This is a genomic window from Candidatus Acidiferrales bacterium (assembly GCA_035934015.1).
Taxonomy (GTDB): Bacteria; Acidobacteriota; Terriglobia; order Acidiferrales; family UBA7541; genus DAHUXN01.
This window is the reverse complement of the sequence record DASYYH010000003.1, coordinates 428414-453701: the sequence shown is the minus strand read 5'-3', so window position 1 is coordinate 453701 and position 25288 is coordinate 428414. Positions and strand designations below refer to the sequence as shown.

Sequence of the window (25288 nt, the reverse complement as noted above, 5' to 3'; positions counted from 1 at the left end):
GAATCTCCTAAAGCGTATAAAAAGCGAAAGGCCGCGTCGCCGCGGCCCGCCTTGTCTCCTTACTCCCGAGTTCTCCGCAAGCCGCCAATGCGGCTTGCGGGTACATACTTATCATGTAGTAATGCCGTTGTCAAGAAATAAATCAAAGCGGCGCGGAAAAAGCAAGGCGGTCGTGAGATGACTCGCTATGGGAGTCCGGGGGGGCGTGGAGAATTAGCCGGGCATTGGCCGCCGCGGGCTAGTTAACCGGATCGTGGATGCGACTTCGAGGATTTTCATACACTCGCGACAGGGGCGCGCAAGAGGGGCGGGAGGAGAGGGAATTATGTGGCTGCGCGGTGGTGTCGTCGCGTGGTGACGAGAACACAGAACCGGCGACCGAAGTCTATATTTTCGGGGCTAGAGTTCTTATATATATCCATAGTACTTGACATCAGAATAATGGAGGGGTAGGTTGCGGGGAGGCTAGGGAGCAGCACGGCGACAGCTGAGATGACAAGCGCGTCAGCATTCGCGATCAGAAAATCAGTTGCGCTTTTCCTGTGGGTGAGCGTTCTTGCTTTGATCTAATGGAATGGACCCATCCCTGTTTTTGCGGGAAGCGATAAGCTTCGCGCAGTCTTGGGAGGGACTTCCATGAAGATAGCCACGATAGGTCTGGATGTTGCCAAGAATGTTTTTCAGGTTCACGGTGCGGATGCAGAAGGTCGTGCGGTTTTGCGGAAGCGCCTCCGCCGGAATCAGGTGACGGAGTTCTTTGCAAACTTGCCGCCGTGCCTGGTCGGTCTGGAAGCGTGCTGCGGGTCTCATTATTGGTTTCGGGTCCTCAGCCGAACGGGTCACACCGTGCGGCTCATCGCTCCGCAGTTCGTCAAGCCGTATGTGAAGTCCAACAAGAACGATGCCAATGATGCGGAAGCCATCTGCGAAGCGGTGAGCCGTCCACAGATGCGCTTCGTGCCCGCAAAATCTATCGAACAGCAAGACATTCAATCACTGCATCGCGTGCGAAGCCGCCTGGTGAGTTCGCGCACACGACTGGCCAGTCAGGTGCGCGGTCTGCTGGCGGAGTACGGGATCGTCCTACCCCGGTTTATTAGCCAACTTCGCCGTGGCCTGCCACTGATCCTGGAGGATGCCGAGAACGAACTGACAGATTTCAGCCGACGGTTATTTGCCTCGCTCTATGAAGAACTCGTTCAGCTCGACGATAAGATCAAAGCCCTCGACGAACAGGTGCAGGCCATCTACCGTGCCAGCGAGACTTGCCAGCGGGTTGCTGCTGTGGAAGGAATCGGGCCACTGATTGCGACGGCCCTGGTTGCGGCCATAAGCGACGGAAAGAGCTTTACGAACGGGCGACAGTTTGCCGCTTGGCTGGGGTTGGTTCCCAGGCAGCACTCCACAGGAGGAAAGGCGCGCCTGTTCGGAATCAGCAAGCGAGGTGATCCCTATCTGCGAACGCTTTTGATCCACGGGGCACGCTCGGTGGTGTATCGTGCGAGTCGTAAAACCGACACGCGCAACCGCTGGATCGCGGACAAGCAGCGGAGGTTAGGCACGTCGAAAGCTTGCGTGGCGCTGGCGAACAAGAACGCCCGCATCGTGTGGTCGCTGATCGCGCGTGGAGAATCGTACCGACGCGCGGCGTAAGACAAGAAGAAACTCGGATAAGAAAAAAAAATCCTGAGAGATGCTTGAGCTGCTGAAGATGGCGCAACTGGTGGAGACCAGCTTCTTCAAAACCTGGCGGGGGCAGGGCCATAACGGGCCGCTGATCTGATTAGGAGAAGAAGCGCAGGTTCCATCTGGGCCCAGGGAGCGATCTGCTCCAGAAGTCCGAGGCCGGATATATGCACGCGTCTCAATCCAAAGCGCCAGACTTCAAACGCTCTTGCAAACGGGATGGGTCCATATATGCCTCAATATTGCTTACTCCTGCAGAGTCGAAAATTAAAACAGGAGTTGGTTGCCCCTCCAGAGTTGGTACCCGAAGTAGGCACCAGGATTGATGCGTTAGAGGGCGTTGCGCTCAATGGATCGAAAATTCGGCGGTCATTTACAGGACAAGGCAAGGAAGGCTACATGTGTGTTTCAGGCAGCACAACGTTCGTGATTTATTGCGCAGAGGGAGACCCGATGCACGCGCTGGGTAGAGGTTTGAGATTTCATGTGACGGCGGTAGGATGGGGCTTCCTTGCCCTGATTTCGTCGGCACAAACTCTCTCCCCTGGCGAAGTGAGCATACGAAGCTGGCCGTACAGCCCGCCTCTTCCACAGCTGCGGGTGCGAACAAATGAAGTCCAGGCCGGCGTGGTTGTTCGAGACAGCAAAGGGCAAGTGGTCAGTGGCTTGACTCAGCGCGATTTTGCGATTTACGACGACGGGAAGCAGCAATTCCTTTCCAGCTTTTCCGTCGAGCATCGCCAGGTATTCGACGCTTCCGGAGCCGTAGCGCCGCCCGCATCCGCGCAGCCGAATGCGCAACCGTCCGCACCGGCGCGCCCTCGCTATGTCGCTCTGTACTTTGACGATCTGAACACCGAGTTCGGCGAAATGCGCCATGTGCAGCTTGCCGCTGAAAATTTTCTTCGCACCGGCATAGGCCCTGACGACAAAATTGCACTTTTTACCTCATCGGGACTGCAAACCGTGAGTTTCACGCCGAACGCTCCAGAAATCATCAGCGCCGTTGAGGAACTCAAGTTTCACGGGCGCGCCATCAAGAGCAGCGGCTGCCCGCGCATCACGCCCTACGACGCTTATGTCATTTCCACCGAACCGAATCCTCCGATTACTGATCTAGGCAACATAGTAGGCTCTCCCACCTACCAGGCGGTTCTCGGCGAGGCGATTAAGTGCAACTGCGTCGACACGGGCAATTTCGGTGACGGTGGCACGTGCGCGACCAATCAGAGGCAGGTCATTGTAGTGGAGTCGCAGCAGATATGGGACTCCGTTCGCCAAATGTCACAGGACACGTTGAATTCTCTGCAAGCTGCAGTTGATTGCTTGGCGGACCGGCCCGGGGAGCGTATCCTCGTCTTGGCTTCCTCGGGCTTTTTGGCTGGCACGCTGGAGGATAAGGTTGACTCGATCCTGAACGACGCTCTGCACGCAGACATTGTCATCAACTCGCTCGATGCGAAAGGCCTGCTCACTTACACGGAAACCGAAGACAGAAATGACGGGGCGTACCAGGCAGTGTACAGAGCACAGAGCTTTGGCCAGTCCATGATGACCCTCACAGCCGCGATGGTCGACTTTGCGGTAGGCACAGGAGGTCGCTTTTTCCACAACCGCAACGACCTGGCCGCTGGCTACTATGCTCTTGCCGCCGCCCCGGAAACCGAGTACCTGCTCGGCTTTGTCCCGGGGAAGGAAGAATTCAACGCGAAATTTCATAAGCTGAAAGTGACCGTCAGCGCGCCCGGAAAATTCACTGTCCAGGCTCGTCCCGGCTACTTCGCGCCGTCCAAGGAAGCCCAGGAACAGGCGAGCCAGCCGACGGCCGAAGAGCAGATTGACGCAGAGGTGCGCAGCTCGCAGCAGCACAGTGATTTTCCTATAACAGTCAGCGAAAAGCCCTCAACTGCTAATGGCGCTCGTAAGCTGAACGTGCAGACTCACGTCGATATTCAGAAGCTGCCCTTTGAACTACAGAATAATCGGCACGTCGACATGCTCACCTTCGTGGCCGCACTATTTGACGCGCAGGGAAAAATGATCGCAGGCAAGGAAGCGCAGATGGAGTTGGCGCTGAAGCCGGAGACCTTCGAGCGATTTGCGAAGAGCGGGATCGATGGCGGGATGTCGTTGGAAGCGCCGCCGGGAGCGTATCGTCTGCCCGTGGTGGTCGAGGAAGCGCTGCGCGGCGAGATGAGCGCCATGAGCCGGAACGTCCAAATCCAATAAGCGGCGGCTTGCGGGTGGGCGCTACGAATTGCGGCCGCAGCACTTCTTGTATTTCTTGCCGGAGCCGCAGGGACAGGGATCATTGCGGCCAATTTTCGCGCCGGTGCGGACTTGCTTGGGCGCTTCGGCTTTTTCTGAGCCGGTTTGAAGCTGCAATTCCTGCTGCGCGCGCCGCTGCCGGCGCTCGATTTGTTTGGCCTCTTCTTCTGGCCGCGCGGGCTGCATCAAGTAGAGGAAGCGCACGACTTCCGTATCGATGCGGTCCATCATGGCTTCGAAAAGCGTGAAGCCTTCTTTTTTGAATTCGACGAGCGGGTCCACCTGGCCATAGCCGCGCAGGCCGATGCCTTCCTTCAAGTGGTCGAGAGTGAGCAAGTGGTCTTTCCATTGCGCGTCAACGATATCGAGCGTGATATGGCGCTCGAGCCAGCGAATCATCTGCGGGCCGAATTGTTTCTCTTTTTCCTCGTAGCGCAATTTGGCTTTTTCGACCAGCGCGTCGAGGAGCTGGTCGTGATTCATGGCCATCGGATCAACGCCCTGCGCCTTCATATCGAGGCCGAATTGCTTGAGAATCTCGCCGGAGAGCTGAGTCAGATTCCACTGATCGGGGTGCTGCTCGCGCGGGCAATAGGTGTCTACCAAATCTGTCATCAAGGATTCGGTCAGCGCAAGAATGTCTTGTTTTTGGTCCTTGCCTTCCAGCACCGCGCGGCGAATGGAGTAAATCGTCTCGCGCTGCTTGTTCATCACGTCGTCGTATTCGAGCAGGTGTTTGCGCGCCTCGAAGTTCTGTGCTTCGACGGCTTTTTGTGCGTTTTCGATGCGCTTCGAGATCAGACGCGACTCGATGGGAATGCCTTCTTTCATTCCGAGCATGTACATGAACTTCTGGACGCGCTCGCCGCCGAAAATACGCAGCAGATCGTCTTCCAGCGAAAGGAAAAACCGCGATGAGCCGGGGTCGCCCTGTCGTCCCGCGCGGCCACGCAACTGGTTGTCAATGCGCCGCGCCTCGTGGCGCTCCGTCCCGAGAATGTGCAGACCGCCCAGAGCGACAACGTCGTCGTGCTCCGCTTTGCACTGGCCGGCGTACTGGTCATAAATCGGCTTCCATTGTTCGACTGGAACCTGGAAAATTTTGCCTTCCTGCTGGAAAAGAACCATGGGTACATTCCCCGCGCCGTTTCCGCTCGCGGCGGCTTCTTGCGATGTTTCGCTCAGAGCAGTTTCCGCTGTGGGATGCTCGTCGTTGCCATTTCCATTTCCAATCACGGACCCTGCGGGAGCGTAGGGGATCGCGAGCTTGTTTTTCAGGCAGTACTCGCGCGTCATGGCGTCGGGATTACCGCCAAGCAGGATGTCGGTTCCGCGGCCGGCCATGTTCGTGGAAACGGTCACTGCGCCTTTGCGTCCGGCTTGCGAGACGATTCTTCCTTCGCGCTCGTGCTGCTTGGCGTTCAGGACTTGATGCGGAATGCCTGCTTGCCGCAGCTCTTCTGCAATCTTCTCGGATTTTTCGATGGAGATGCTGCCGATCAGCACCGGCTGGCCGCTTTCGTGCAATTGCTTCACGCCGGCGGCGAATGTGCCGTCTTCCTGAATGATGCCATTCACGATAGCGTGGAGTTTTTCCGCTTCCGTGCGGTACACGACGTCGGGATTTTCGATGCGAATCAGCTCGCGGTTCGTAGGGATAACGACGACGTCGAGACCGTAAATCTTGCCGAACTCTTTTGCTTCCGTCTCCGCGGTTCCGGTCATGCCGGAAAGCTTTTTGTACATGCGAAAATAATTCTGGAACGTGACAGTGGCGAGCGTCTGATTTTCGCGCTCGATTTTCACACCTTCCTTCGCTTCGATGGCCTGGTGCAAGCCGTCGGACCAGCGGCGGCCAGGCATCTGCCGCCCGGTGAATTCATCGACGATGACGACTTCGCCTTCCTTCACCACGTAATCCACGTCGCGCGTGAAAAGCGAGTGCGCGCGCAGCCCTTGATACACGTGATGAATGGTCTCGAGGTTCTGCGGATCGTACATATTCGGCAGAGCCAGCAGCCGTTCGCACTTGGCCACCCCTTCTTCGGTCAGCGTCGCGGTCTTGTGCTTTTCGTCGAGCGTGTAGTCAATGTCCTTGATGAGTTTGGGAATGATTTTGTCTATCTTGTAATACTTGTCGGTCGATTCTTCGGCGGGGCCGGAAATGATCAGCGGTGTGCGCGCTTCGTCGATCAGGATGGAGTCCACTTCGTCGACGATGGCGAAATTGTGGCCACGCTGGACGCAATCGGCCAAATCGTACTTCATGTTGTCGCGCAGGTAATCGAAGCCGAATTCGTTGTTCGTGCCGTAGGTGATGTCCGCTGCGTATGCAGCGCGGCGCTGGACATCGTCGAGATCGTGGACGATCACGCCGACTGTGAGGCCGAGTGTCCTGTAAATCGGGCTCATCCATTCCGCGTCGCGTCGGGCCAGATAATCGTTCACGGTGACGATATGCACGCCGCGGCCGGTCAGCGCGTTCAGATATGCCGGCAGAGTCGCGACCAGCGTCTTGCCTTCGCCGGTTTTCATCTCCGCGATTTTGCCTTCGTTGAGGACCATGCCGCCGATCAGCTGCACGTCAAAGTGCCGCATGCCGAGCTTGCGGCGTCCGGCTTCGCGCGCCAGAGCAAAGGCGGGAACAAGAACTTCGGCCAGAGCTGCCTGCGCCTTGGCGCGATATTCCACATCGCGAACCTCGACGCCTTCCAGCTTCGAAGTAACCTTCAGTTTCAGCTCGGCAGTCTTCGCGCGGAAATCCTCGTCGGCGAGCTTCTCCATTTCGGGTTCGAGCGCGTTGATAGCGGCAACGAGCGGCTGAATCTTCTCGATGTCGCGCTCGTGCTTCGTCCCGACGAAGAACGCAATTATATTTTCTACAAACCGATCGGCATCCATGCTTTTCCGTTGGATGCTTGCCCTCTGGCAAGCGTCACAAAGCCCTCTTTGGGAGGTTCAGGGAGCAGCGAAGCTCGCGAGTGCTTCTTCATTCCGACGATGCCCTCAACGTCGCATGCACTCACATATTCCATTCTATCCTGTTCGGCGCGTTCGGCGCAAAGTGCGGCGCACTCGCGAGTTGCTCTGGCCGCACGGGCGTCCTATGATGAGATGCTTGCAAGTTGTGAGATTTCGGCACAGAAAGAGGCTCTGAATGGCTGGGAATCCGTTGACGGAAGGCGTGGTTTACGACGCGCTGCGAACGGCCGAAGACCCGGAACATCATCGCGGCATACTTTCGCTGAACCTTGTGCGCAGCCTCGTTGTGCGCGAAGGCGATATTTCGCTCGTTGTCTCCATGCTGCGCACCGAACCTGCGTATCGCGACGCGCTCGAACGCAATATTCGCGCAGCGATTGGCCGTCTGCAGGGCGTGCGCTCGTTTGATTTGAAATTCGATGCCGCTGGCCCGGGCGCGCGCCGCATGCCGGAAAAAGAGCCGATCCGCGGCGTGAAAAATCTGATCGCCGTGGCGAGCGGCAAAGGCGGCGTAGGCAAGACGACCGTCGCGGTGAATCTCGCCATCGCGCTGCAAAGGCTGGGTTCGAAGGTCGGCCTGCTCGACGCCGACGTATATGGCCCGAACGTTCCCGTGATGCTCGGGACGACCGAACAGCCGCACGCTCCCGCGGAAAACATCATCATTCCCGTCGAAGCCTATGGCGTGAAAATGATTTCCATGGGCCTGCTCAATCCCGGCGACCGCCCGCTGATTTGGCGCGGCCCGATGCTGCACGGCGTGATGCAACAATTCCTGCGCAGCGTGCAGTGGGGCGAGCTGGATTATCTGATTGTCGATTTGCCGCCGGGTACGGGCGACGTGCAGCTTTCGCTCGTACAGTCAGTGGTGCTTTCCGGCGCCGTGCTCGTCACCACGCCGTCCATCGTTGCGCTCGCCGACGTGCGCAAAGCCATCGAAATGTTCCGCCAGGTGAGTGTCGAAATTCTCGGCGTCGTCGAAAACATGAGCTATTTTTCCTGCCCGCATTGCAGCGAGCGCATCGACGTCTTCGGCCATGGCGAAGGCGAGCGCTTGGCGAAAATGTTCGGCGTGCCATTTCTCGGCGAGATTGAAATCGATCCGCAGATTCGCATCGGCGGCGACACAGGCAAGCCCGTCGCGGCCGAGGGACCGGATTCGCCCGGAGCGAAAAGCGTCTACGCGGTGGCGCGCAATGTCGCCGCGCGCGTCGACGGAATCAGTCGCGCCGCCAGCGCGCCCGTCGTGCAAATCCTCTGAGAGATCGACGAGGTTTCGAAGCCCGTCACGGAATGTCTTCTGAGCGCTTGCTTCGGATCGCGCGGCCGCCTTGTCAGCCTCCGGCGCGTATGTTACTTTCGCTGTTTATCGGTCGCCGGCGCAAAATGCCCATTGGAGAAGCGAATTGATACGCCGCTATCGCGGACGCACGCCGCAGATCGCCGCCTCTGCGTATATTGATGAATCCGCCGTAGTTATCGGCGACGTGCAGATCGGCGAACATTCCAGCGTGTGGCCCGGCGTGGTGATTCGCGGCGACGTGCACTACATCCGCATCGGCGCGCGCACGAATATTCAGGACGGCTCGGTGCTGCACGTGATGCGCGACCAGCATCCGCTCGTTTTGGGCGACAATGTCACGGTCGGCCACGGCGTTTTGTTGCACGGCTGCACGATTGAGTCGCGCTGCCTGATCGGCATGGGCTCGATCATTTTAAACGGCGCAAAAATCGGCGCAGGCTCGATGATCGCTGCCGGGACGCTTGTCACCGAAGGCGCAGTCGTGCCGCCGGGGAGCCTCTACATGGGCCATCCGGGGAAGTTGCGGCGCGCGCTGACCGCGGAGGATCAGGCGTCCATCGATAATTACGCGCAGCGGTACGTCGAGTATAAAGAAACGTATCGCGCTGAGGCAAAGAAGTGAGCGAAGCGTCAAGAACCGAAACAGAGCGTCGTAAATTCCGCGCCATCAAAGGCACGCGCGATATTTTGCCTCCTGACACCGCGCTGTGGAATTGGTTCGAGAAAACTGCGCGCAGCGTGATGGAGTCGTATAACTACGCCGAGATTCGCACGCCGATTTTCGAGGAGACGGAACTGTTTGCACGCTCGATTGGCGCGGAAACGGATGTGGTCAATAAGGAAATGTATATATTCCCTGTGCCGATGGATTTCGCGCTTGGGATGAACAAACATAATAACGCAGCGGAAAACGTTCAGAGTCTTTCTCCTTCGGAGCGAGCTCTGGAACAGTTCCAATATTCATTCGCTTTGCGGCCGGAGGCGACGGCGTCGGTGTGCCGGGCGTATATCGAGCATGGGATGCAGACACTGCCAGGCAACCAGAAGCTTTACTACGTGGGGCCGATGTTTCGACGGGAAAGGCCGCAGAAGGGGCGTTACCGGCAGTTCTATCAGATTGGCGCGGAAGTGCTGGGCACGTCGGACGCGCCGGCGATTGACGCGGAGTTGATCCAGATGCTGACGGATCTGCTCGAGCGTTGCCAGATCGAGAAGTACACGCTGCTGATTAATTCGATTGGATGCCCCGATACACCAGAACGAAAGGGCTGTCGGCCAAAATATGTGGAGCTGCTGCGCGCGGAATTGCGCGAGCCGAAAATTTTTAGCAAGCTTGGTGCGGACAGCCAGAGGCGCGTCGAGACGAATCCGCTGCGCGTGATGGATTCGAAGCTGTCCGAAGAGCAGCCCATCATTGAAAAGTTGCCGAAAATCTCCGAGCATCTTTGCGCCGACTGCCGCGCGCATTACGAAAAACTGAAGCACGAGCTCACGCTGCGCGAGGTAGATTTCACGGAAGCGCCGCGCCTCGTGCGCGGCCTCGACTATTACATGCGCACGACGTTTGAAATCACGAGCCCGATTCTCGGCGCGCAAAATGCGCTCTGCGGCGGCGGCCGCTACGACGGGCTGGTGGAAATGCTCGGTGGGCCGAAAGGAATCAAGGGCATCGGCTTCGCGCTCGGCGAAGATCGCTTTATCGAGGCGATTGTTGACGCCAAGAAAATTCACGCCACGCGGCCTTTGGATATTTTCATCGCGTGGATGGGGGACAAAGCCTATCCGACGGCAGTACGGCTCGCGCATGTGCTGCGCGGCGAAAAGCACACCGTGGAACTGCCGCCCGAAGAAATGAAATTCCGCAAGGCGCTCGAACGCGCGGATAAACTCGGCGCGCGCTTCGTCCTGATTTTGGGCGAAGACGAAATCAAGTCGGATACAGTTACCATCAAGCAGCTTTCCGACGGCAAGCAGGAGAAAATCTCGGAGGACGCGCTTGTGGATTATTTCCGGCCGAAGTGAAATGAATGTTTCATTTGTGGAGTTCGCGCAGGAGACCAAACTACGAAACACGGGAGATGAGAATTGTTCGATTCACTGGGTGACCTGAAACGAACGGGATATTGCGGCGATCTGCGCGTGGCCGACGCGGGCCGCAACGTGATTTTGATGGGCTGGGTGCACCGGCGCCGCGACCTCGGCCAATTGATTTTCCTCGATCTGCGCGACCGCGCGGGAATTTGCCAGGTGGTGTGCAATCGCGACAAATATCCCGAGGCGCATACGAAGGCGGACGAGGTGCGCCCCGAATATGTGGTCGCTGTCGAAGGCCGCGTGAATCGGCGGGAGAAGCCGAATCCGGAGATTGCCACGGGCGACGTGGAAGTGCTGGCCACGCGCGTCTGCATTTTGAACAACGCCAAGACGCCGCCATTTCAAATCGAAGACGAAACGACCGCCAGCGAAGAAACGCGCCTGCGCTATCGCTATATCGACTTGCGCCGCCGCAAGCCGCACAGAAATATCGCGCTGCGCCATCGCATTGTGTTTGAAATTCGCAAGGCGCTTGACGAGCTTGGCTTCTATGAAATCGAGACGCCGATGCTCACGCGTTCGACTCCCGAAGGCGCGCGCGATTATCTGGTGCCGAGCCGCGTGCATCACGGCCAGTTCTATGCGTTGCCTCAGTCGCCGCAAATCTTCAAGCAGATTTTGATGATCAGCGGCATGGACCGCTATTTTCAGATCGTGCGCTGCTTCCGCGACGAGGACTTGCGCGCCGACCGCCAGCCGGAATTCACGCAACTCGATTTGGAGATGTCGTTTCCGCGCCAGCAGGACATTTTCGAGGTCATCGAGCGCGTGATGGAACGCGCCATGAGCGTGATTGGCGTGACTGTGCGGCGGCCATTTCGCCACATGCAATACAAGGACGCGCTCAAGCGCTACGGCTCGGACAAGCCCGATTTGCGCTTCGGTATGGAATTGCAAAACGTCACGAGATTTTTCGAGCCTGCGCGCGCCACGTTCGGCATCGAAGGGAACGTTTACGCGCTCGTTGCGCCGGGCGCGGCGGCGTGGTCGCGCAAGCAGCTTGACGATTTGACCGAGCAGGCGAAGTCCATCGGCGCGAAAGGCGTCTATACGATCAAAGTATCGCCCGAAGGCGTGAGTTCGTCGCTCGAGAAAACGCTCGGCGCGAACGCGCTCGTAGAGTTGGCGAAATCCGTTGGAGCGAAACGCAACGACATGATTTTCGCCATTGCGGCGAAAGAGCAGACGCCCGGAAGCGATGCCGCCGCAACCGTCGCCGGCCAAATGCGCCTGCGGCTCGGCGAGCAATTGAATTTAATCAGCAAAGACCGCTGGGAATTCTTGTGGGTCACGGGCTTTCCGCTTTTCGAGTGGAGCGAAACCGACAAGCGCTGGGTGAGCGCGCAGCATCCGTTCACGGGAATCATCGAGGAAGACTTGGACAAGCTCGAAGACGAAGCGAAGCGCGGAGAAGTTCGGTCGAAGGGTTATGACCTTGTGCTCAATGGCGTCGAGCTTGGCTCAGGCAGCATCCGAATTCACCGGCAGGACGTGCAGGCGCGCGTCTTCAAGGCACTCGGCCTTTCCGACGAAACCGCGCGGCGGCGCTTTGGATTTTTCCTCGACGCACTCACTTATGGCACGCCTCCGCACGGCGGGATCGCGCTTGGAATCGACCGCGTCGCTGCGCTTCTCGCAGGCGAAAGATCGTTGCGGGAAATCATCGCGTTCCCGAAAACCACCGCCGCGCAGGATCTCATGGCCGAATCGCCAAGCGAAGTGGAAGAGGAGCAACTGGATCAGTTGGGAATCATGCTGAAGCCAAAAGAAAAGCCGACCGCGAGCGGAGCATGAACATGGTGGGCCTTAGCTTTCCAAACCCCCTGCGTTACGCCAAGGCAGTTACTTTGTGTGCCGCTTTGCTCTCGATGCTTTACGTAGCGTTCAAAAAGTACTCGTACGACCGGGTTATTCTGTTTGAGGCAATCGGCGTAAGTATTGTTGCAGTCGGATTCGCCGTCTGCGTTATGACGGGATTCGCCGAATCATCCATTTGGATATTAGCTGTATGTGGAATTGCTGCGGTGTTTTGCGGATTTCTTGCGGTGTGTGTTGGTGTCGCGAACTGGACGCGTCGCAGACGCTTGCGTTCACACGGGAAATGATGTCGCGGATACGGATACTTCCGGAAAATGTCGCGAACAAGATCGCCGCAGGCGAAGTCGTCGAGCGGCCCGCGTCTGTTGTGAAGGAGCTGCTTGAAAATTCGCTCGACGCCGGCGCGAAATCGGTTCGCGTCGAAGTGGAGTCCGGCGGGAAGCGCCTGATTCGCATCACCGACGATGGCTCGGGAATGCTGCACGACGACGCGCTGCTGGCGTTCGAGCGCCACGCGACATCGAAGCTGCGCACCGCGGACGATCTGCTCTCGATTGCGACGCTTGGTTTTCGTGGCGAAGCTCTGCCATCGATTGCCGCGGTTTCGCGTCTGACGCTCGAGACGCGCGCCGCGGAAGAAGAGCAGGGAACGCGCATCGAATTCGCGGGCGGCAAGCTCATCGGTGTGAAGCCTGCGGGCGCCCCGGCAGGAACGGCCATCAGCGTCAGCGATTTGTTTTATTGCGTCCCCGCGCGGCGAAAATTTCTGAAATCTGAAACCACGGAGCTCGGCCACATCGCATCGCTCGTCACGCACTACGCTCTCGCGCATGCGGATAAACATTTTCTGCTGAAGACGCCGACGCAAGAGATTCTCAACGCTACGCCCGTCGCGACGATGGCCGAGCGTGTCTATCAAGTCTTCGGACGCCAGGCTGCGGCCGAGCTTGTCGAAATGCAGCCGTCGGAGACGCCAATTCGCGCGGCGATCACCGAGCCGGAGATGGAGCCGGGCGAAGAAGCCTCGCGCATTCGCGTTTCGGGTTTCGTGTCGCGGCCGGAAGTTCAGCGCACGAATCGCAACGGCATTTATATTTTTGTGAATCGCCGGTTGATTCGTGACCGTCTGGTGCTGCACGCGATCGGCGAAGCATATCGCAACATTCTTCCCTCAAGCGCATTCGCCGCCGTGCTGCTTTTCATCGATTTGCCTTGCCAGGAAGTCGACGTCAACGTGCATCCGGCGAAAGTTGAAGTGCGCTTTCGGCATTCGCAGGTGGTGCACGATTTCGTGCGTGATTCAATTCGTCTAGCGCTTGCGAACGCGCGGCCGGTGCCGAAGTTTCCGACCGGCGCGGTCGAGGCGGCATCCATGGCGGCTGCGGCGGGAGCATCGGCGCCAGCGAGCAGCGCCCCGGATTTTTCGCCGAGCGTTACGCCAGGCGCTCGTGCCGCTGCGGCATCGCAAACTGGAGCTTTCCCCGGGCCGCCGCGCGCCATCATTCCGACGGAAGTTATTTCCGGGGGCGCCGCGTCCGAAGATTTCGAATTGACTGGCGCGCCGGTTCCTCCGCTGCCGCAGAAACTCGATTTCGATGCAATCGGCACAATCCCTTTGCCGGCGGGCGCGCCTTCCGATGGCGATGCCTGCCAGCAGCCTGTCGCATACGAATCGCAATCGGGTGCCGCTCTGCCGGGGCCGCAAAATATCAACGATCTGAAGCCGCTCGGCCAAATCAGCGCGAGCTACATCGTTGCGGTGAACGGCGAGGGTTTGTGGATTGTTGATCAGCACGTCGCACATGAGCGCGTGCTCTTCGAAAAGCATCTCGCTGCGCGACGCGCGGGCGCCGTTGGCGGCCAGCGGTTGCTGATGCCCATTGTGGTGGAGCTCGCGCCGCATCAAATGGTGATCTTCGAGCAAATCGCAGACGAGTTGCGCGCCAATGGATTTGAAGCCGAGCTAATGGGGCCGCGCGCCGTGGCGATTTCGGCGGCTCCGGCGGGGATTGCCAGCGGCAATGCGGAAAAATTGCTGGCGGAGATTTTGGATGGCGTCGCGCGCGAAGCGCAATCGATCTCGCTCGAATCGTTGCAGGCGCGCATCGCGGCATCGACGGCGTGCCAGGCGGCAATCAAAGTGAACATGCCGCTCGACCAAACAAAGATGGAGTGGCTCCTCGCAGAGCTCGCGAAAACCGAGTATCCCATGAGCTGCCCGCACGGCCGGCCCGTTGTGCTGCGATACTCCGTGCGCGAAATCGAGCGTGCGTTCAAGCGAATCTGATGCGCAAATCGGTGATCGCGATCGATGGCCCGGTCGGTTCGGGGAAGAGCACGGCCGCGCGGCGCGTCGCGCAGCTGCTTAACTATGCGTACATCGATTCAGGCGCGATGTATCGCGCCGTGGCTTTGAAGGCGCTGCGCGCAAAGATGGCGATGGATGTGAAAGACGCGATGGTCGCTCTGGCGCGCGAGACGCGCATCGATTTGCGCGCGGGCTCACTTGAAAATGATGGCGCGCAGCGCGTCTTCCTCGACGGGGAAGATGTGACCGCAGCCATCCGAACGCCGGAAGTTTCGCAAGCGGCATCGAAGGTCGCTGTGATTGAAGGTGTCCGGCACGTGCTCGTCGCCGAGCAGCGACGCGCAGGCGCGAATGGCGGCGTGGTGATGGAAGGGCGTGACATCGCCAGCGTCGTATTCCCCGATGCGGATTTGAAAATCTTCCTCACGGCTTCCGACGCGGTTCGCGCTCGGCGCCGCTGGCTGGAGCATCAGCAAAAGGGCGACAAAATTGACCTGGCGCGCACACTCGAAGAAATTCGCGAGCGCGACCGTCGCGACGCCGAACGCGAGCATTCGCCGCTTGTCTGCGCGGAAGGCGCCGTGTTCGTGGACAGCACGGCAATGGAGCCGGAAGAAGTCGCCCGCCTGATCGCCATGTTGGCGCGCGATAAATGACGGAGAAATGTCCGTGACAGCCCGGTGCCGAGCTTCAGGCAAAATCGTTCGCGCAAATTCGCAAGGAAGTGAGATTGCGTCTGCTCGAATAACTGCAGATCAATCGTTCAACTTCAATTTGGGCTGGACATCGAAGCGAGAAACTCCGCGTTGCTCTTATTTTTGACGAGCCGGCCCAGCAGCAGTTCCATCGCTTCCACGGTCGAAAGCGGGCTCAGCACTTTGCGCAGCACCCACACGCGGTTCAACTCATCCGCAGGCAGCAGCAATTCATCCTTGCGCGTACCAGAGCGGTTGATGTCGATCGTCGGGAACACGCGCTTGTCCACCAGCCGTCGGTCGAGATTGATTTCCATGTTGCCTGTGCCTTTGAATTCTTCAAAGATGACGTCGTCCATGCGGCTGCCGGTGTCAATCAACGCGGTAGCGATGATGGTTAGCGATCCACCCTCTTCGATATTTCGCGCAGCGGCAAAAAACCGGCGCGGGCGCTGCAAAGCGTTGGCGTCAATACCGCCGGAAAGAACTTTGCCGGAGGGAGGCGTCACGGCGTTATAGGCGCGTCCGAGGCGCGTGAGCGAGTCCAGAAGCACCACGACATCGCGCTTGTGCTCGACCAAACGCTTGGCCTTCTCCAGGACCATTTCGGCGACTTGAATATGGCGCTGCGGCGGCTCGTCGAACGTCGAACTGATGACTTCGCCCTTCACCGTGCGCTGCATATCCGTCACTTCCTCCGGCCGCTCATCAATGAGCAGCACAATCAGCGCAATCTCCGGATGGTTCGTGGTGATCGAATTGGCAAGCGACTGCAGCATCATGGTTTTGCCGGTGCGCGGCGGCGCGACAATCAGTCCGCGCTGCCCCTTGCCGATGGGGCAGAGCATATCCAGCACGCGTCCGGTCAAGTTTTCCTTTGTCGTTTCCAGGCGAATGCGTTCCTGCGGATAAAGCGGCGTCAGGTTGTCGAAGAAAATCTTGTTGCGCGCCACTTCCGGATCTTCGAAATTCACGGCCTCGACTTTAATCAGCGCGAAGTAGCGCTCGCCGTCCTTCGGCGGGCGCACCTGTCCGGAGACCGTATCGCCCGTGCGCAGATCGAACTTGCGGATTTGCGATGGCGAGACGTAGATGTCGTCCGGCCCCGGCAGGTAGTTGTATTCCGGCGCGCGCAGGAAACCGAAGCCGTCGGGCAGGCATTCGAGGACGCCCTCGGAAAAAATCAGCCCGTTCTTTTCGGTCTGCGCGCGGAGGATCTGAAAGATCAGCTCCTGCTTGCGCATGCCGCCGGCGCCGGGAATATTCAGCTCCTTGGCGATCTTCGCCAGGTCTGTGATGTTGCGGTCTTTCAGTTCTGCAAGACTGATGCTCATAAAATTCTTTCCTTCAATGTGATTTATTGGATTTCCGACTTCTCATTCCTAGTTTTCGACCTGAGGTCCCTCCGATGCGGATGCATTCGGGATATTCCTCGGGCAGGTGATTGTTGCAACTGGCCGGTGACTTCCCCCTCCGGTCGGAACTTTTGTTCCAGTTTCGCGGGAAACTGAATGCCCAAAACTGCTTCAACGGACTGCGTTCATTTTCGCGGCAGAGGTACGAAGCGACTCTCTGTCCTGCAATTTGCCACTTTCTTAATTCGCGAACTCGCTGTCTTGCGATGCACCGGCGTCGAATTCCGCCGCCACCTCGGGAACCGGCGCAGGAGCGATCGTCGGCAGAGGCCGTTCGAGTGCCAGGCGCAAAACTTCGTCCATCGTCTCCACCAGTTTCACGGAGAGCTGCGCCTGAATTTCCGCGGGAACATCCGCGAGATCTTTTTCATTGTCGCGAGGCAGAATCACCGTCCGCAATCCCAGCCGGTGAGCGGCCATCAGTTTTTCTTTCACGCCGCCGATGGGCAGCACCTTGCCGCGCAGTGTGATTTCGCCGGTCATGGCCACGTCGCAGCGCACGGGAATGCGCGTCAGCGCGCTGACGATGGAAGTGCACAGTGTGATGCCTGCCGACGGGCCGTCCTTCGGGATCGCTCCTTCGGGGATATGCACGTGAATATCGAGATGGCGGTAAAAATCTTTCGGCAGGCCGAAGAAATGGCCGCGCGACCGGACATAGCTCATCGCCGCCTGCGCCGACTCTTGCATCACGTCTCCAAGCTTTCCCGTAAGCGTCAGCCGTCCTTTGCCTTGCATCAGTGTCGCTTCCGTGCTCAGCACCTGCCCGCCGACTTCCGTCCAAGCCAGGCCAACGGCCAGGCCGATTTCGTTTTTCTTCTCCGCCCAGATGTCGCGGTATTTCAGAATGCCCAGATAATCGGAGAGGTTCGCAGGCGTGATGTCCGCGCGCGCTGATTTTCCTTCAGCAACGAGTTTGCGCGCCACTTTGCGGCAAATATTGGCGATTTCGCGCTCCAGGTTGCGCACGCCCGCTTCATGCGTGTAATGGCGGATGATGTGCAGCAAGCCCTCGTCGGTAAAGCTGAGATTTTCCTCGGCAATGCCGTTGGCCTCTCGCTGCTTGGGAACCAGGAATCGCTTGGCGATCTGCAGTTTTTCCTGTTCCGTGTATCCCGGCAAGCGCAGGACTTCCATGCGGTCTTGCAGCGGCTGCGGAATCGTGTGCAGCACGTTTGCGGTGCACACGAACATCACCTTCGAGAGATCATATTCGACGTCCAGGTAATGGTCCGTGAATGCGTGATTCAATTCCGGGTCCAGCACTTCCATCAGCGCTGCGGATGGATCGCCGCGAAAATCCATGGACATCTTGTCCACTTCGTCGAGAACAAACACGGGATTGACGGTCCCCGCTTTGCGCATCATCTGGATAATCTGTCCGGGAAGAGCGCCGATATAGGTGCGGCGATGCCCGCGAATCTCTGCTTCGTCGCGCACGCCGCCAAGCGACACGCGCACGAATTTTCGCCCCGTCGCTTTGCCGATCGACATTGCCAGTGAAGTCTTGCCGACTCCCGGAGGGCCAACAAAGCACAGGATCGATCCTTTCGGATTCTTCACCAGTTGCCGTACCGCGAGGAATTCCAGGATGCGTTCCTTGATTTTCTCCAGCCCGAAATGATCTTCGTTCAGGATTTGCTCGGCGCGCTGGATGTCGCGAATTTCCTTCGAGCGTTTTTTCCACGGTACGGCCAGCATCCAATCGAGGTAGTTTCGCGAAACCGTCGATTCTGCAGACATCGGCGGCATCATTTCGAGACGCTTCATCTCCTGCATGGCCTTTTCCTGCACTTCCTTGGGCATGCCGGAGGTTTCGATCTTTTTCTTGAGCTGTTCGAGTTCGCCCGCTTCGCCGCGCCCCAGTTCCTTCTGAATGGCCTTGAGTTTTTCATTGAGGTAATACTCTTTTTGCGCGCGTTCCATCTGCCGCTTGACGCGCGTATTGATGCTGCGGTCGACGTTCAGTTTTTCGGTCTCCGCGTCGAGGATTTCCGCGATGCGATTCAGGCGCTCCAGCGGGTCAAAAATCTCGAGCAGTTCCTGCTTCTCTTCGATGGGGATCTGCAAATTGGCGGCGATGGCGTCGGCGAGCTTGGCCGGATCGTCTACGCGAACAGCGGCGATCATCGTGTCGTAGTTCAGCGACTGCGAAAGTTTCACGTACTGCTCGAAAAGGCCGGTCACGCGGCTGGCCGTCTGCTCCAGTTGCGGGCTGGGCTCCGCTTTCGACGGAATAATGCGAATCGAGGCGCGGAAAAAGCCTTCGTCATTCGTAATCTGCACGACTTTCGCGCGTTCCGCCCCTTCGACCAGCACTTTGATATTGCCATCGGGGAGCTTGACGCTCTGTACGATATTCGCGAGCGTTCCGACCTGATAGATTTCGTCCGGCCGCGGATCATCCACTGATGCATCGTGCTGCGTGGCCAGGAAAATCTTCTTTTCGCCCGCCAGCGCCTCTTCTAGAGCGCGCACAGAGGCTTCGCGTCCCACGATGAACGGGTTCATCATCTGCGGGAAAATCACCAGCTCCCGCACGGGCATCATGGGCACGCGTTTTACTTCGAGTTTTTCCCGGTTGAACATGGAACCTTCGATGTCTTTCGCCAAGACCTAACCCGCTTTCTCCAGCAAACTCCAATTGATCTCGCGGCTCTTCACCATTTCCGCCGTCACAATGAAGTCGCGCAGTTTCCGCTGAGAGGGCAAGTGGTACATCAGGTCGAGCATGAGATCTTCTAATATCATTCGCAGGCCGCGCGCGCCCACCTTGCGCTGCAGCGCCAGTTCCGCAACGGTTTCCAGCGCATCGTCCGTGAACTTCAGCCGGACGTTTTCAAACTCAAAGAGCTTCTGATATTGACGAAGCAGCGCGTTCTTCGGTTCCTGCAAAATGCGAATCAGCGCGGATTTGTCCAAATCCCCCAGCACGCCGACGACCGGCAGGCGCCCCACAAATTCGGGAATCAGCCCATACCGAATCAAATCGGTCGGCTGCGCCTGTTCGAGGACCTCGATATTGCGCCGCGAAGGAGTCGAGGGCTGCACGTCGGCATGGAACCCAAGCGATTTTTGTCCGATGCGGCGCTCGATGATTTTTTCCATCCCCACAAACGCGCCGCCGCAGATGAAAAGAATGTTCGTCGTATCCACGGCCGTGAATTCCTGATGCGGGTGCTTGCGTCCGCCCTGCGGAGGGACGTTCGCCGTAGTGCCTTCCAAAATCTTCAGCAGCGCCTGCTGTACGCCTTCTCCGGAAACATCGCGCGTGATGGAAGGGTTCTCGTCCTTCTTGGAAATCTTGTCGATCTCGTCGATGTATATGATGCCTTGCTGCGCCTTTTGCACGTCGCCGTCGGCGGCTTGGAGGAGTTTCAGAATAATGTTTTCCACGTCTTCGCCGACGTAGCCCGCTTCCGTCAGCGTCGTCGCATCCACAATCGCAAACGGAACATCCAGCATGCGCGACAATGTCTGCGCGAGAAGCGTCTTGCCCGTGCCCGTCGGACCGATGAGAAGAATATTGGACTTGGTCAGTTCGACGTCGCTTGGCTGGCGATTGAGGAAGATGCGCTTGTAATGGTTGTAGACGGCAACAGCGAGTTTCTTTTTCGTTTTTTCCTGGCCGATGACGTATCCGTCGAGAAATGTCTTGATTTCCGGCGGGCGTGGCAGACGTTTGTTTACCGGACCGGCTTGCTCGCGCTTTTCTTCTTCAAGAATCTGCTGGCAGACGCTGATACATTCGTTGCAAATATAGGATCGCGGAAATTCCGAAGGGGAGCTGATGAGCTTCTCCACCTGCTCCTGCGTTTTATGGCAGAAGGAACAGTGCAGGGCTTCGTCTGAGCTGAATCGCTTCACTGGGTTTTCTGCCTCCACTCAAATCTGCATATGCCAGAAATCTTAATCGCTATTCTACGGCGCGGAGACGCCGTCGTGCGATTTTTCTTCGGGTTAGCTACTAACCTTTTGGAACGGCTATCGAGCTTTGGAGATGATCTCGTCGACGATCCCGTATTCCTTCGCCTGTTCCGCGGACATGATGAAATCGCGTTCGACGTCTCGCTCGATCTTTTCCACGGACTGGCCCGTATGATGGGCGACGAGTTTGTTCAGGGAGTCGCGCGTCCGCAGAATCTCTTTTGCGTGGATATCAATATCCGTCGCCTGGCCCGACAGGCCGCTCAGCCACGGCTGATGAATCAGGATCCGCGCATTCGGCAGCGAATATCGCTTCTTGGGTGCTCCGGCCATCAGCAGCACCGCCGCAATCGATGCGGCCTGCCCTATGCAATACGTCACAACGTCGGGCCGCACAAATTGCATCGTGTCGTAAATGGCCATCCCCGCCGTGATCACGCCGCCGGGCGAATTGATGTAAATCGAAATGTCTTTTTCGGGATCCTCAGCGGCCAGGAAAAGCAATTGCGCGGTCACCAGGTTCGCTACGTGGTCGTCAATCGGCGTGCCGATGAAAATGATGTGGTCTTTCAGCAGTCGCGAGTAAATGTCATAGGCGCGTTCGCCGCGGTTCGTCTGCTCGACGACCATGGGAACGAGTGTGGTTGCTTGCGAAGAAGGGAATTCCCTGTCTCTCATCGGGGGTTGTCCGTCGCGCTGGGGAGTACGAACCAAAAATTATTTTTCACGTTTGGCGATGGTTTGAATTCGAGCCGAGTGGTGAAGCCAATCGATTGCTTTATCACTGCGTAACTTCGATTTCATCCTATCGAGCGTCCCTTCCTTTGTCAAGCGAGCGCGAACTGCTGCTGCGGATTCGCCACTACGCTGCGCAAAGGATGTAATCTCTTTATCGAGCTCTTCGTCGCTCACTTCAATCTTCTCCGCGTCCGCGATGCGGTCCAGTAAAATCTCCGCCTTGACGTCGCGCTCCGCGCGGTCATGCTGCCGCTGCCTCATCGCCACCCAGTCAACGTTGACCGCTCGCGGATCCACACCCTGCTGCGCCAGCGACCGCACCACGCGCTCCAGCCGCACGTCCATTTGATGCTCGATCAAAGCTTCCGGCACCGGGAAGTCATGCCGCTTGACGATTTCATCCAAAATCTTCTCGCGCACCTGCGCTTTTTCCTGGTCGTCCCGGGCTTCGTTGAGCCTCTCGCGTATCTTTCCGCGCAGCTCTTCGAGCGTTTTTGCTCCTGCCGCGCCTTCTCCCAGTTCTTTCACGAATTCATCGTTGAGCTCCGGCAATTTCTTCTCGCGGATGGCGCGAATATCCAGAGCGTAATGGTAAGTCTTGCCTGCAAGTTTCGCGTCCGGATAGTCGTCGGGATATTTTGTCTCAAACCTCTTCGTCTCACCGACGGACGCTCCGCGCAAGTTCTGGTTGAACGAATCAAGTGTTTCTTCCGCGCCAATGTGGCAGACCACATTCTCCGCGCGAATGGGATCTCCGCCGCCCGCCGGCGTACCCATTAGTTTCACTTGGACGTAATCATTGTCCTGCGCAGTCCGGCCTTCCACGGGAGCGTACGTTGCGGCACGCTCGCGCATCTCTTCGAGCGTTTTATTCACCTCCGCGTCGCCAACTTCGGTGGCCTCAACTTCGATCTCGAGGTTTTTGTAATCGCCCAGCTCGAATTCCGGCAGCACTTCGAACACCGCGCGGAATTTCAGCGGACCCGCATCCGTGAATTCCACTTTGTCGACTTGCGGCCGTGTGACGGGCGTCAGTTTCTTTTCATTCAGCGCCCGTTCGATGTGCTCCGGCACAAGCGATTCGAGCACTTCGCCTTTGATTTCTTCCGCAAATCGCCGCCGAATCAGCGTCACCGGAGCTTTGCCGGGCCGAAAGCCGGGAATGCGCGCCACGCGCGCCAGATCGCGCGCGATCTTTTCGCTGGTTTTCTGAACATTTTCCGCGGGAATCTCGAGTTCGAGTTCGCGCCGGCAGGTCGCTTCAGTCATTCACGTATCCCAGGGGGAATCACAACTGCAGGTCGCGGCCCCTTTCGCTCTCTTGTGCTTTTTCGGGATTTCTCGCAGCAAGGGAAGGAAACAGCAACCAATCACCCACGTCAAAAAGTATAGGCGAAGCGCATTCGCGCGTCAACCCGGCGATCAAAATGGAAGGCCGCCCAGTTCCGCAATTTCGCCGTCACGCCACGGCGGGGCGCAGTCGCGCGGTGTTCGCATGAATCGTAATCGACGCAGATTGCAGCCCCGGCGAGGCTGCCGTCAGCACGATATCGCCCGGCTGCTTCTGCCCCTGAACTATAACTTGGGCAAAACCGTTAAATACTCTGCGGCTCGTGAGAATCTGCGCCGCGTTGACAGAAACCTTCGCACTCTGTTCCGTGGCCGAGCCGAAAATAAAAGCTCCATGGGAATCGTAAAGTTCAGCCGGGGGCTTGTCGGCCTCGTGGCTGGAGGGGTCGCCATTGCCCACGCCAATAATTTTTCCCGGGCCGTAAGTTTCGAAAGTAATCTCGTCGTCAGCAATCGGTATGACGCGATTCTGCGCGTCAAGAACGGAGACAGAAACGACGGCGACATCTTCCGCATCAGCGCGAATGCCCGCGCGGTCGGGAATCAGTTTGATTTGCGCGGCTGCGTCTGTCGTCTCGCGCTTGTCTTCCGAAACCACCTTGCCGTTTTTCCAGCCGCGAGCCATCAGAACACCGGGAACGTAGTTCACTTTCCACGCGAGATGCGACAGCCGTGGCATCGGCTTTCGGCCCAGGCTCGCGTCATTCAGAAACAATTCAACTTCATCGCAATTCGAGTGCACCCAAACTTGAATCGGCTGGCCTTCCTGCCCCTGCCAATTCCAGTGGGGGAATAAGTGCAGCACGGGCCTGCCGCTCCACCACGCCTGATAATAAAAATATGTGTCCTTCGGGAAGCCGCACGTATCCATGACGCCAAAATGAGAATTGATGCACGGCCATTTGTATGGCGAAGGCTCCCCGCGATAATCGAAGCCCGTCCAGACAAAAGCTCCCGCGGCGAATGGGCGCGTCGAGTAATAATTCCACCACTCTTCCGCTGTCGCAGCGTAGTGCCCGGGCGTGTTCACATCGTAAGAGGACATGTAACCGCGCACCGCATCGTTCGAATAGATACCGCGCGTGCTCAGCGCGCTGGCTTCTTCGCTTCCAACGATCGGCTGTCGCGGAAAATGCGAATGAAATTTGTCCATATCCCCGTTGTGGACATAATTGCAACCCTGCACATCCAGGACTGTGGACGCGCCCTGGCCCCAGTGATTATTCATCGCCAGTGTGACCGGGCGGCTGGCGTCGACCTCGCGCACGGCTTGTTTCATGGTCGCGCAGATGCGCGCGCCCGTGGGCGTGCCTTGCAGCGGCTCTTCATTCCCGAGCGACCACAAAATAATTGACGGATGGTTGCGGTCGCGCCGGATCATTCGTTCGAGCTGGCTCAGTCCTTCCGTGCTCGACGACATCATTCGCGTCTCATCCATCACCAGCATGCCCAGACGGTCGCACGCATCGAGCAGCTCCGGTGTCGGCGGATTGTGCGAAGTACGGTACGCGTTCGCGCCCATTTCTTTCAGCTTGGCGACGCGAAAATATTGCAGCCCATCGGGCAGCGCCGAGCCGACGCCCGCATGATCCTGATGGTTGCACATTCCCTTGATTTCCACGCGCTCGCCATTGAGGAAAAATCCCTTATCGGGATCGAAATGCGCCGTGCGAATACCAAAAATCGTTTCGTACCGGTCCACAATCGTGCCGGCGCTTTCGATTGTCGTAACCGCGCGATACAGATGCGGATTTTCAAGCGACCAAAGCTTCGCGGCATTTATTTCAGCGCCCTGCGCCATTTTGCTGCTTCCCCACGGCGCGCACGTGTCGGATGCAGCTTGTATGGTCGCTACTTTGTCGCCCGAAGCGTCAAAAATCTCATGCGTCGCACGAATTTGCGCGGCGGCATCGCTGTCATTCGCGACTTCGGTCGCAATCTCAATCGTTGCCCCGCTGCCGTGAACTTCGCTCGTCACATGCGTGCCGCCATTCGCGACGTGCACCGCATTCATTTTCTCCAGCCAGACATGGCGGTAGATTCCCGCGCCTTCGTAGAACCATCCTTCGTGCTCCGTGGCGTTGACGTGCACCACGAGCACATTTTTGTCGCCGTAGCGCGCGAAGTCCGTGATGTCGTAGCGAAATGGGGCATAGCCGCTCAGGTTCCGGCCAAGATAATTCCCATTCAGCCCCACCATGCAATCTCGGAACACGCCGTCGAAGGCAATTGCCAGCCGTCGCCCGTGATCGCTCTGCGGAATCTCGAAAACGCGCCGATACCAGCCGATGCTTGTTGCCGGATACTTTCTGCCGATCGGTTTGAAGCCGTAATCCGCCAGATCAGGATCGTTTACAAAAGGCAAGCCGGCGGCAAAGTCATGCGGGAGCCGGATCGCTTGCCAGCCGCTGTCGTCAAAATCCGTGCGCGACGGCAGGAAGAATTCGCCGGTTTTTGCAAACGCGCTCCAATCTCCAAAATGGAAATCCTGCTCCGGATCGTCCGCATTTCCAAAATGAAAGCGCCAGTTGAAATCGAGCAGAAGCCGCTCGCGAACCTTGTCAGAACCCGGCGCTTCTCGATCTGCTGATTGTTCTGTGTTCTGCAGAGGGCTTCGCGTTAGATCTTGAGCCATCAATCCCCCGGCGGCAGGGGCCATCGCGCCGATTTGCAATAGTTCGCGTCTCGTCCAGCTCGTCATTGT

At 58.0% G+C, this 25288-nt stretch carries 15 protein-coding genes; 8 read left to right on the top strand and 7 right to left on the bottom strand.

Going from position 1 to position 25288, the window contains the following annotated elements; genetic code table 11:
- Positions 1–636: 636 nt before the first annotated feature.
- Positions 637–1653, top strand: a complete 1017-nt coding sequence (locus VGR81_02210) for an IS110 family transposase (protein HEV2287747.1) — start codon at positions 637–639, stop codon at positions 1651–1653.
- A 432-nt stretch (positions 1654–2085) separates the two neighbouring features.
- Positions 2086–3915, top strand: a complete 1830-nt coding sequence (locus tag VGR81_02205; protein HEV2287746.1) for a VWA domain-containing protein — start codon at positions 2086–2088, stop codon at positions 3913–3915.
- 21 nt (positions 3916–3936) lie between these two features.
- Here the strand turns inward: VGR81_02205 and secA are convergent, their stop codons facing one another.
- Positions 3937–6855, bottom strand: coding sequence for a preprotein translocase subunit SecA (secA, locus tag VGR81_02200; GenBank protein HEV2287745.1), 2919 nt, complete (start codon positions 6853–6855; stop codon positions 3937–3939).
- A 256-nt stretch (positions 6856–7111) separates the two neighbouring features.
- Between secA and VGR81_02195 the strand changes: the two genes are divergently transcribed.
- From VGR81_02195 to cmk, 6 genes are all read left to right on the top strand, one after another.
- Positions 7112–8197, top strand: coding sequence for an Mrp/NBP35 family ATP-binding protein (locus VGR81_02195; GenBank protein HEV2287744.1), 1086 nt, complete (start codon positions 7112–7114; stop codon positions 8195–8197).
- Between the two features lie 145 nt (positions 8198–8342).
- A complete protein-coding gene (locus tag VGR81_02190; protein HEV2287743.1) occupies positions 8343–8861 on the top strand; it encodes a gamma carbonic anhydrase family protein in 519 nt (172 codons plus the stop codon).
- Positions 8858–10261, top strand: a complete 1404-nt coding sequence (gene hisS / locus VGR81_02185; protein HEV2287742.1) for a histidine--tRNA ligase — start codon at positions 8858–8860, stop codon at positions 10259–10261. The genes VGR81_02190 and hisS overlap by 4 nt, the downstream gene beginning before the upstream one ends.
- 63 nt (positions 10262–10324) lie before the next feature.
- The gene (gene aspS, locus VGR81_02180) at positions 10325–12127 is read left to right on the top strand and encodes an aspartate--tRNA ligase (GenBank protein HEV2287741.1); all 1803 of its coding nucleotides are present in this window, start codon (positions 10325–10327) and stop codon (positions 12125–12127) included.
- 253 nt (positions 12128–12380) lie between these two features.
- The gene (gene mutL / locus VGR81_02175; GenBank protein HEV2287740.1) at positions 12381–14438 is read left to right on the top strand and encodes a DNA mismatch repair endonuclease MutL; all 2058 of its coding nucleotides are present in this window, start codon (positions 12381–12383) and stop codon (positions 14436–14438) included.
- Complete coding sequence (cmk, locus tag VGR81_02170) at positions 14438–15115, top strand: (d)CMP kinase (protein ID HEV2287739.1); 678 nt, start codon at positions 14438–14440, stop codon at positions 15113–15115. Before mutL ends, cmk begins: the two co-directional genes overlap by 1 nt.
- A 113-nt stretch (positions 15116–15228) precedes the next feature.
- Here the strand turns inward: cmk and rho are convergent, their stop codons facing one another.
- The 6 genes from rho to galA form a co-directional block, all read right to left on the bottom strand.
- On the bottom strand, positions 15229–16482 hold the full coding sequence (rho, locus tag VGR81_02165) for a transcription termination factor Rho (protein ID HEV2287738.1): 1254 nt from the start codon (positions 16480–16482) through the stop codon (positions 15229–15231).
- A gap of 267 nt (positions 16483–16749) precedes the next feature.
- Positions 16750–19182 (bottom strand): endopeptidase La, encoded by a 2433-nt coding sequence (lon, locus tag VGR81_02160; protein HEV2287737.1) that lies wholly within the window; start codon positions 19180–19182, stop codon positions 16750–16752.
- A gap of 3 nt (positions 19183–19185) precedes the next feature.
- Entirely contained in the window at positions 19186–20436 is a 1251-nt protein-coding gene (clpX, locus tag VGR81_02155) for an ATP-dependent Clp protease ATP-binding subunit ClpX (protein HEV2287736.1), read from the bottom strand.
- A gap of 117 nt (positions 20437–20553) precedes the next feature.
- Complete coding sequence (clpP, locus tag VGR81_02150) at positions 20554–21174, bottom strand: ATP-dependent Clp endopeptidase proteolytic subunit ClpP (GenBank protein HEV2287735.1); 621 nt, start codon at positions 21172–21174, stop codon at positions 20554–20556.
- Positions 21175–21213: 39 nt separating this feature from the next.
- Positions 21214–22503, bottom strand: a complete 1290-nt coding sequence (tig, locus tag VGR81_02145; GenBank protein HEV2287734.1) for a trigger factor — start codon at positions 22501–22503, stop codon at positions 21214–21216.
- A 190-nt stretch (positions 22504–22693) separates the two neighbouring features.
- Positions 22694–25285 carry a beta-galactosidase GalA gene (galA, locus tag VGR81_02140; GenBank protein HEV2287733.1) on the bottom strand — a complete coding sequence of 864 codons (2592 nt, stop codon included), beginning with the start codon at positions 25283–25285 and terminating at the stop codon, positions 22694–22696.
- Between the last annotated feature and the right edge of the window lie 3 nt (positions 25286–25288).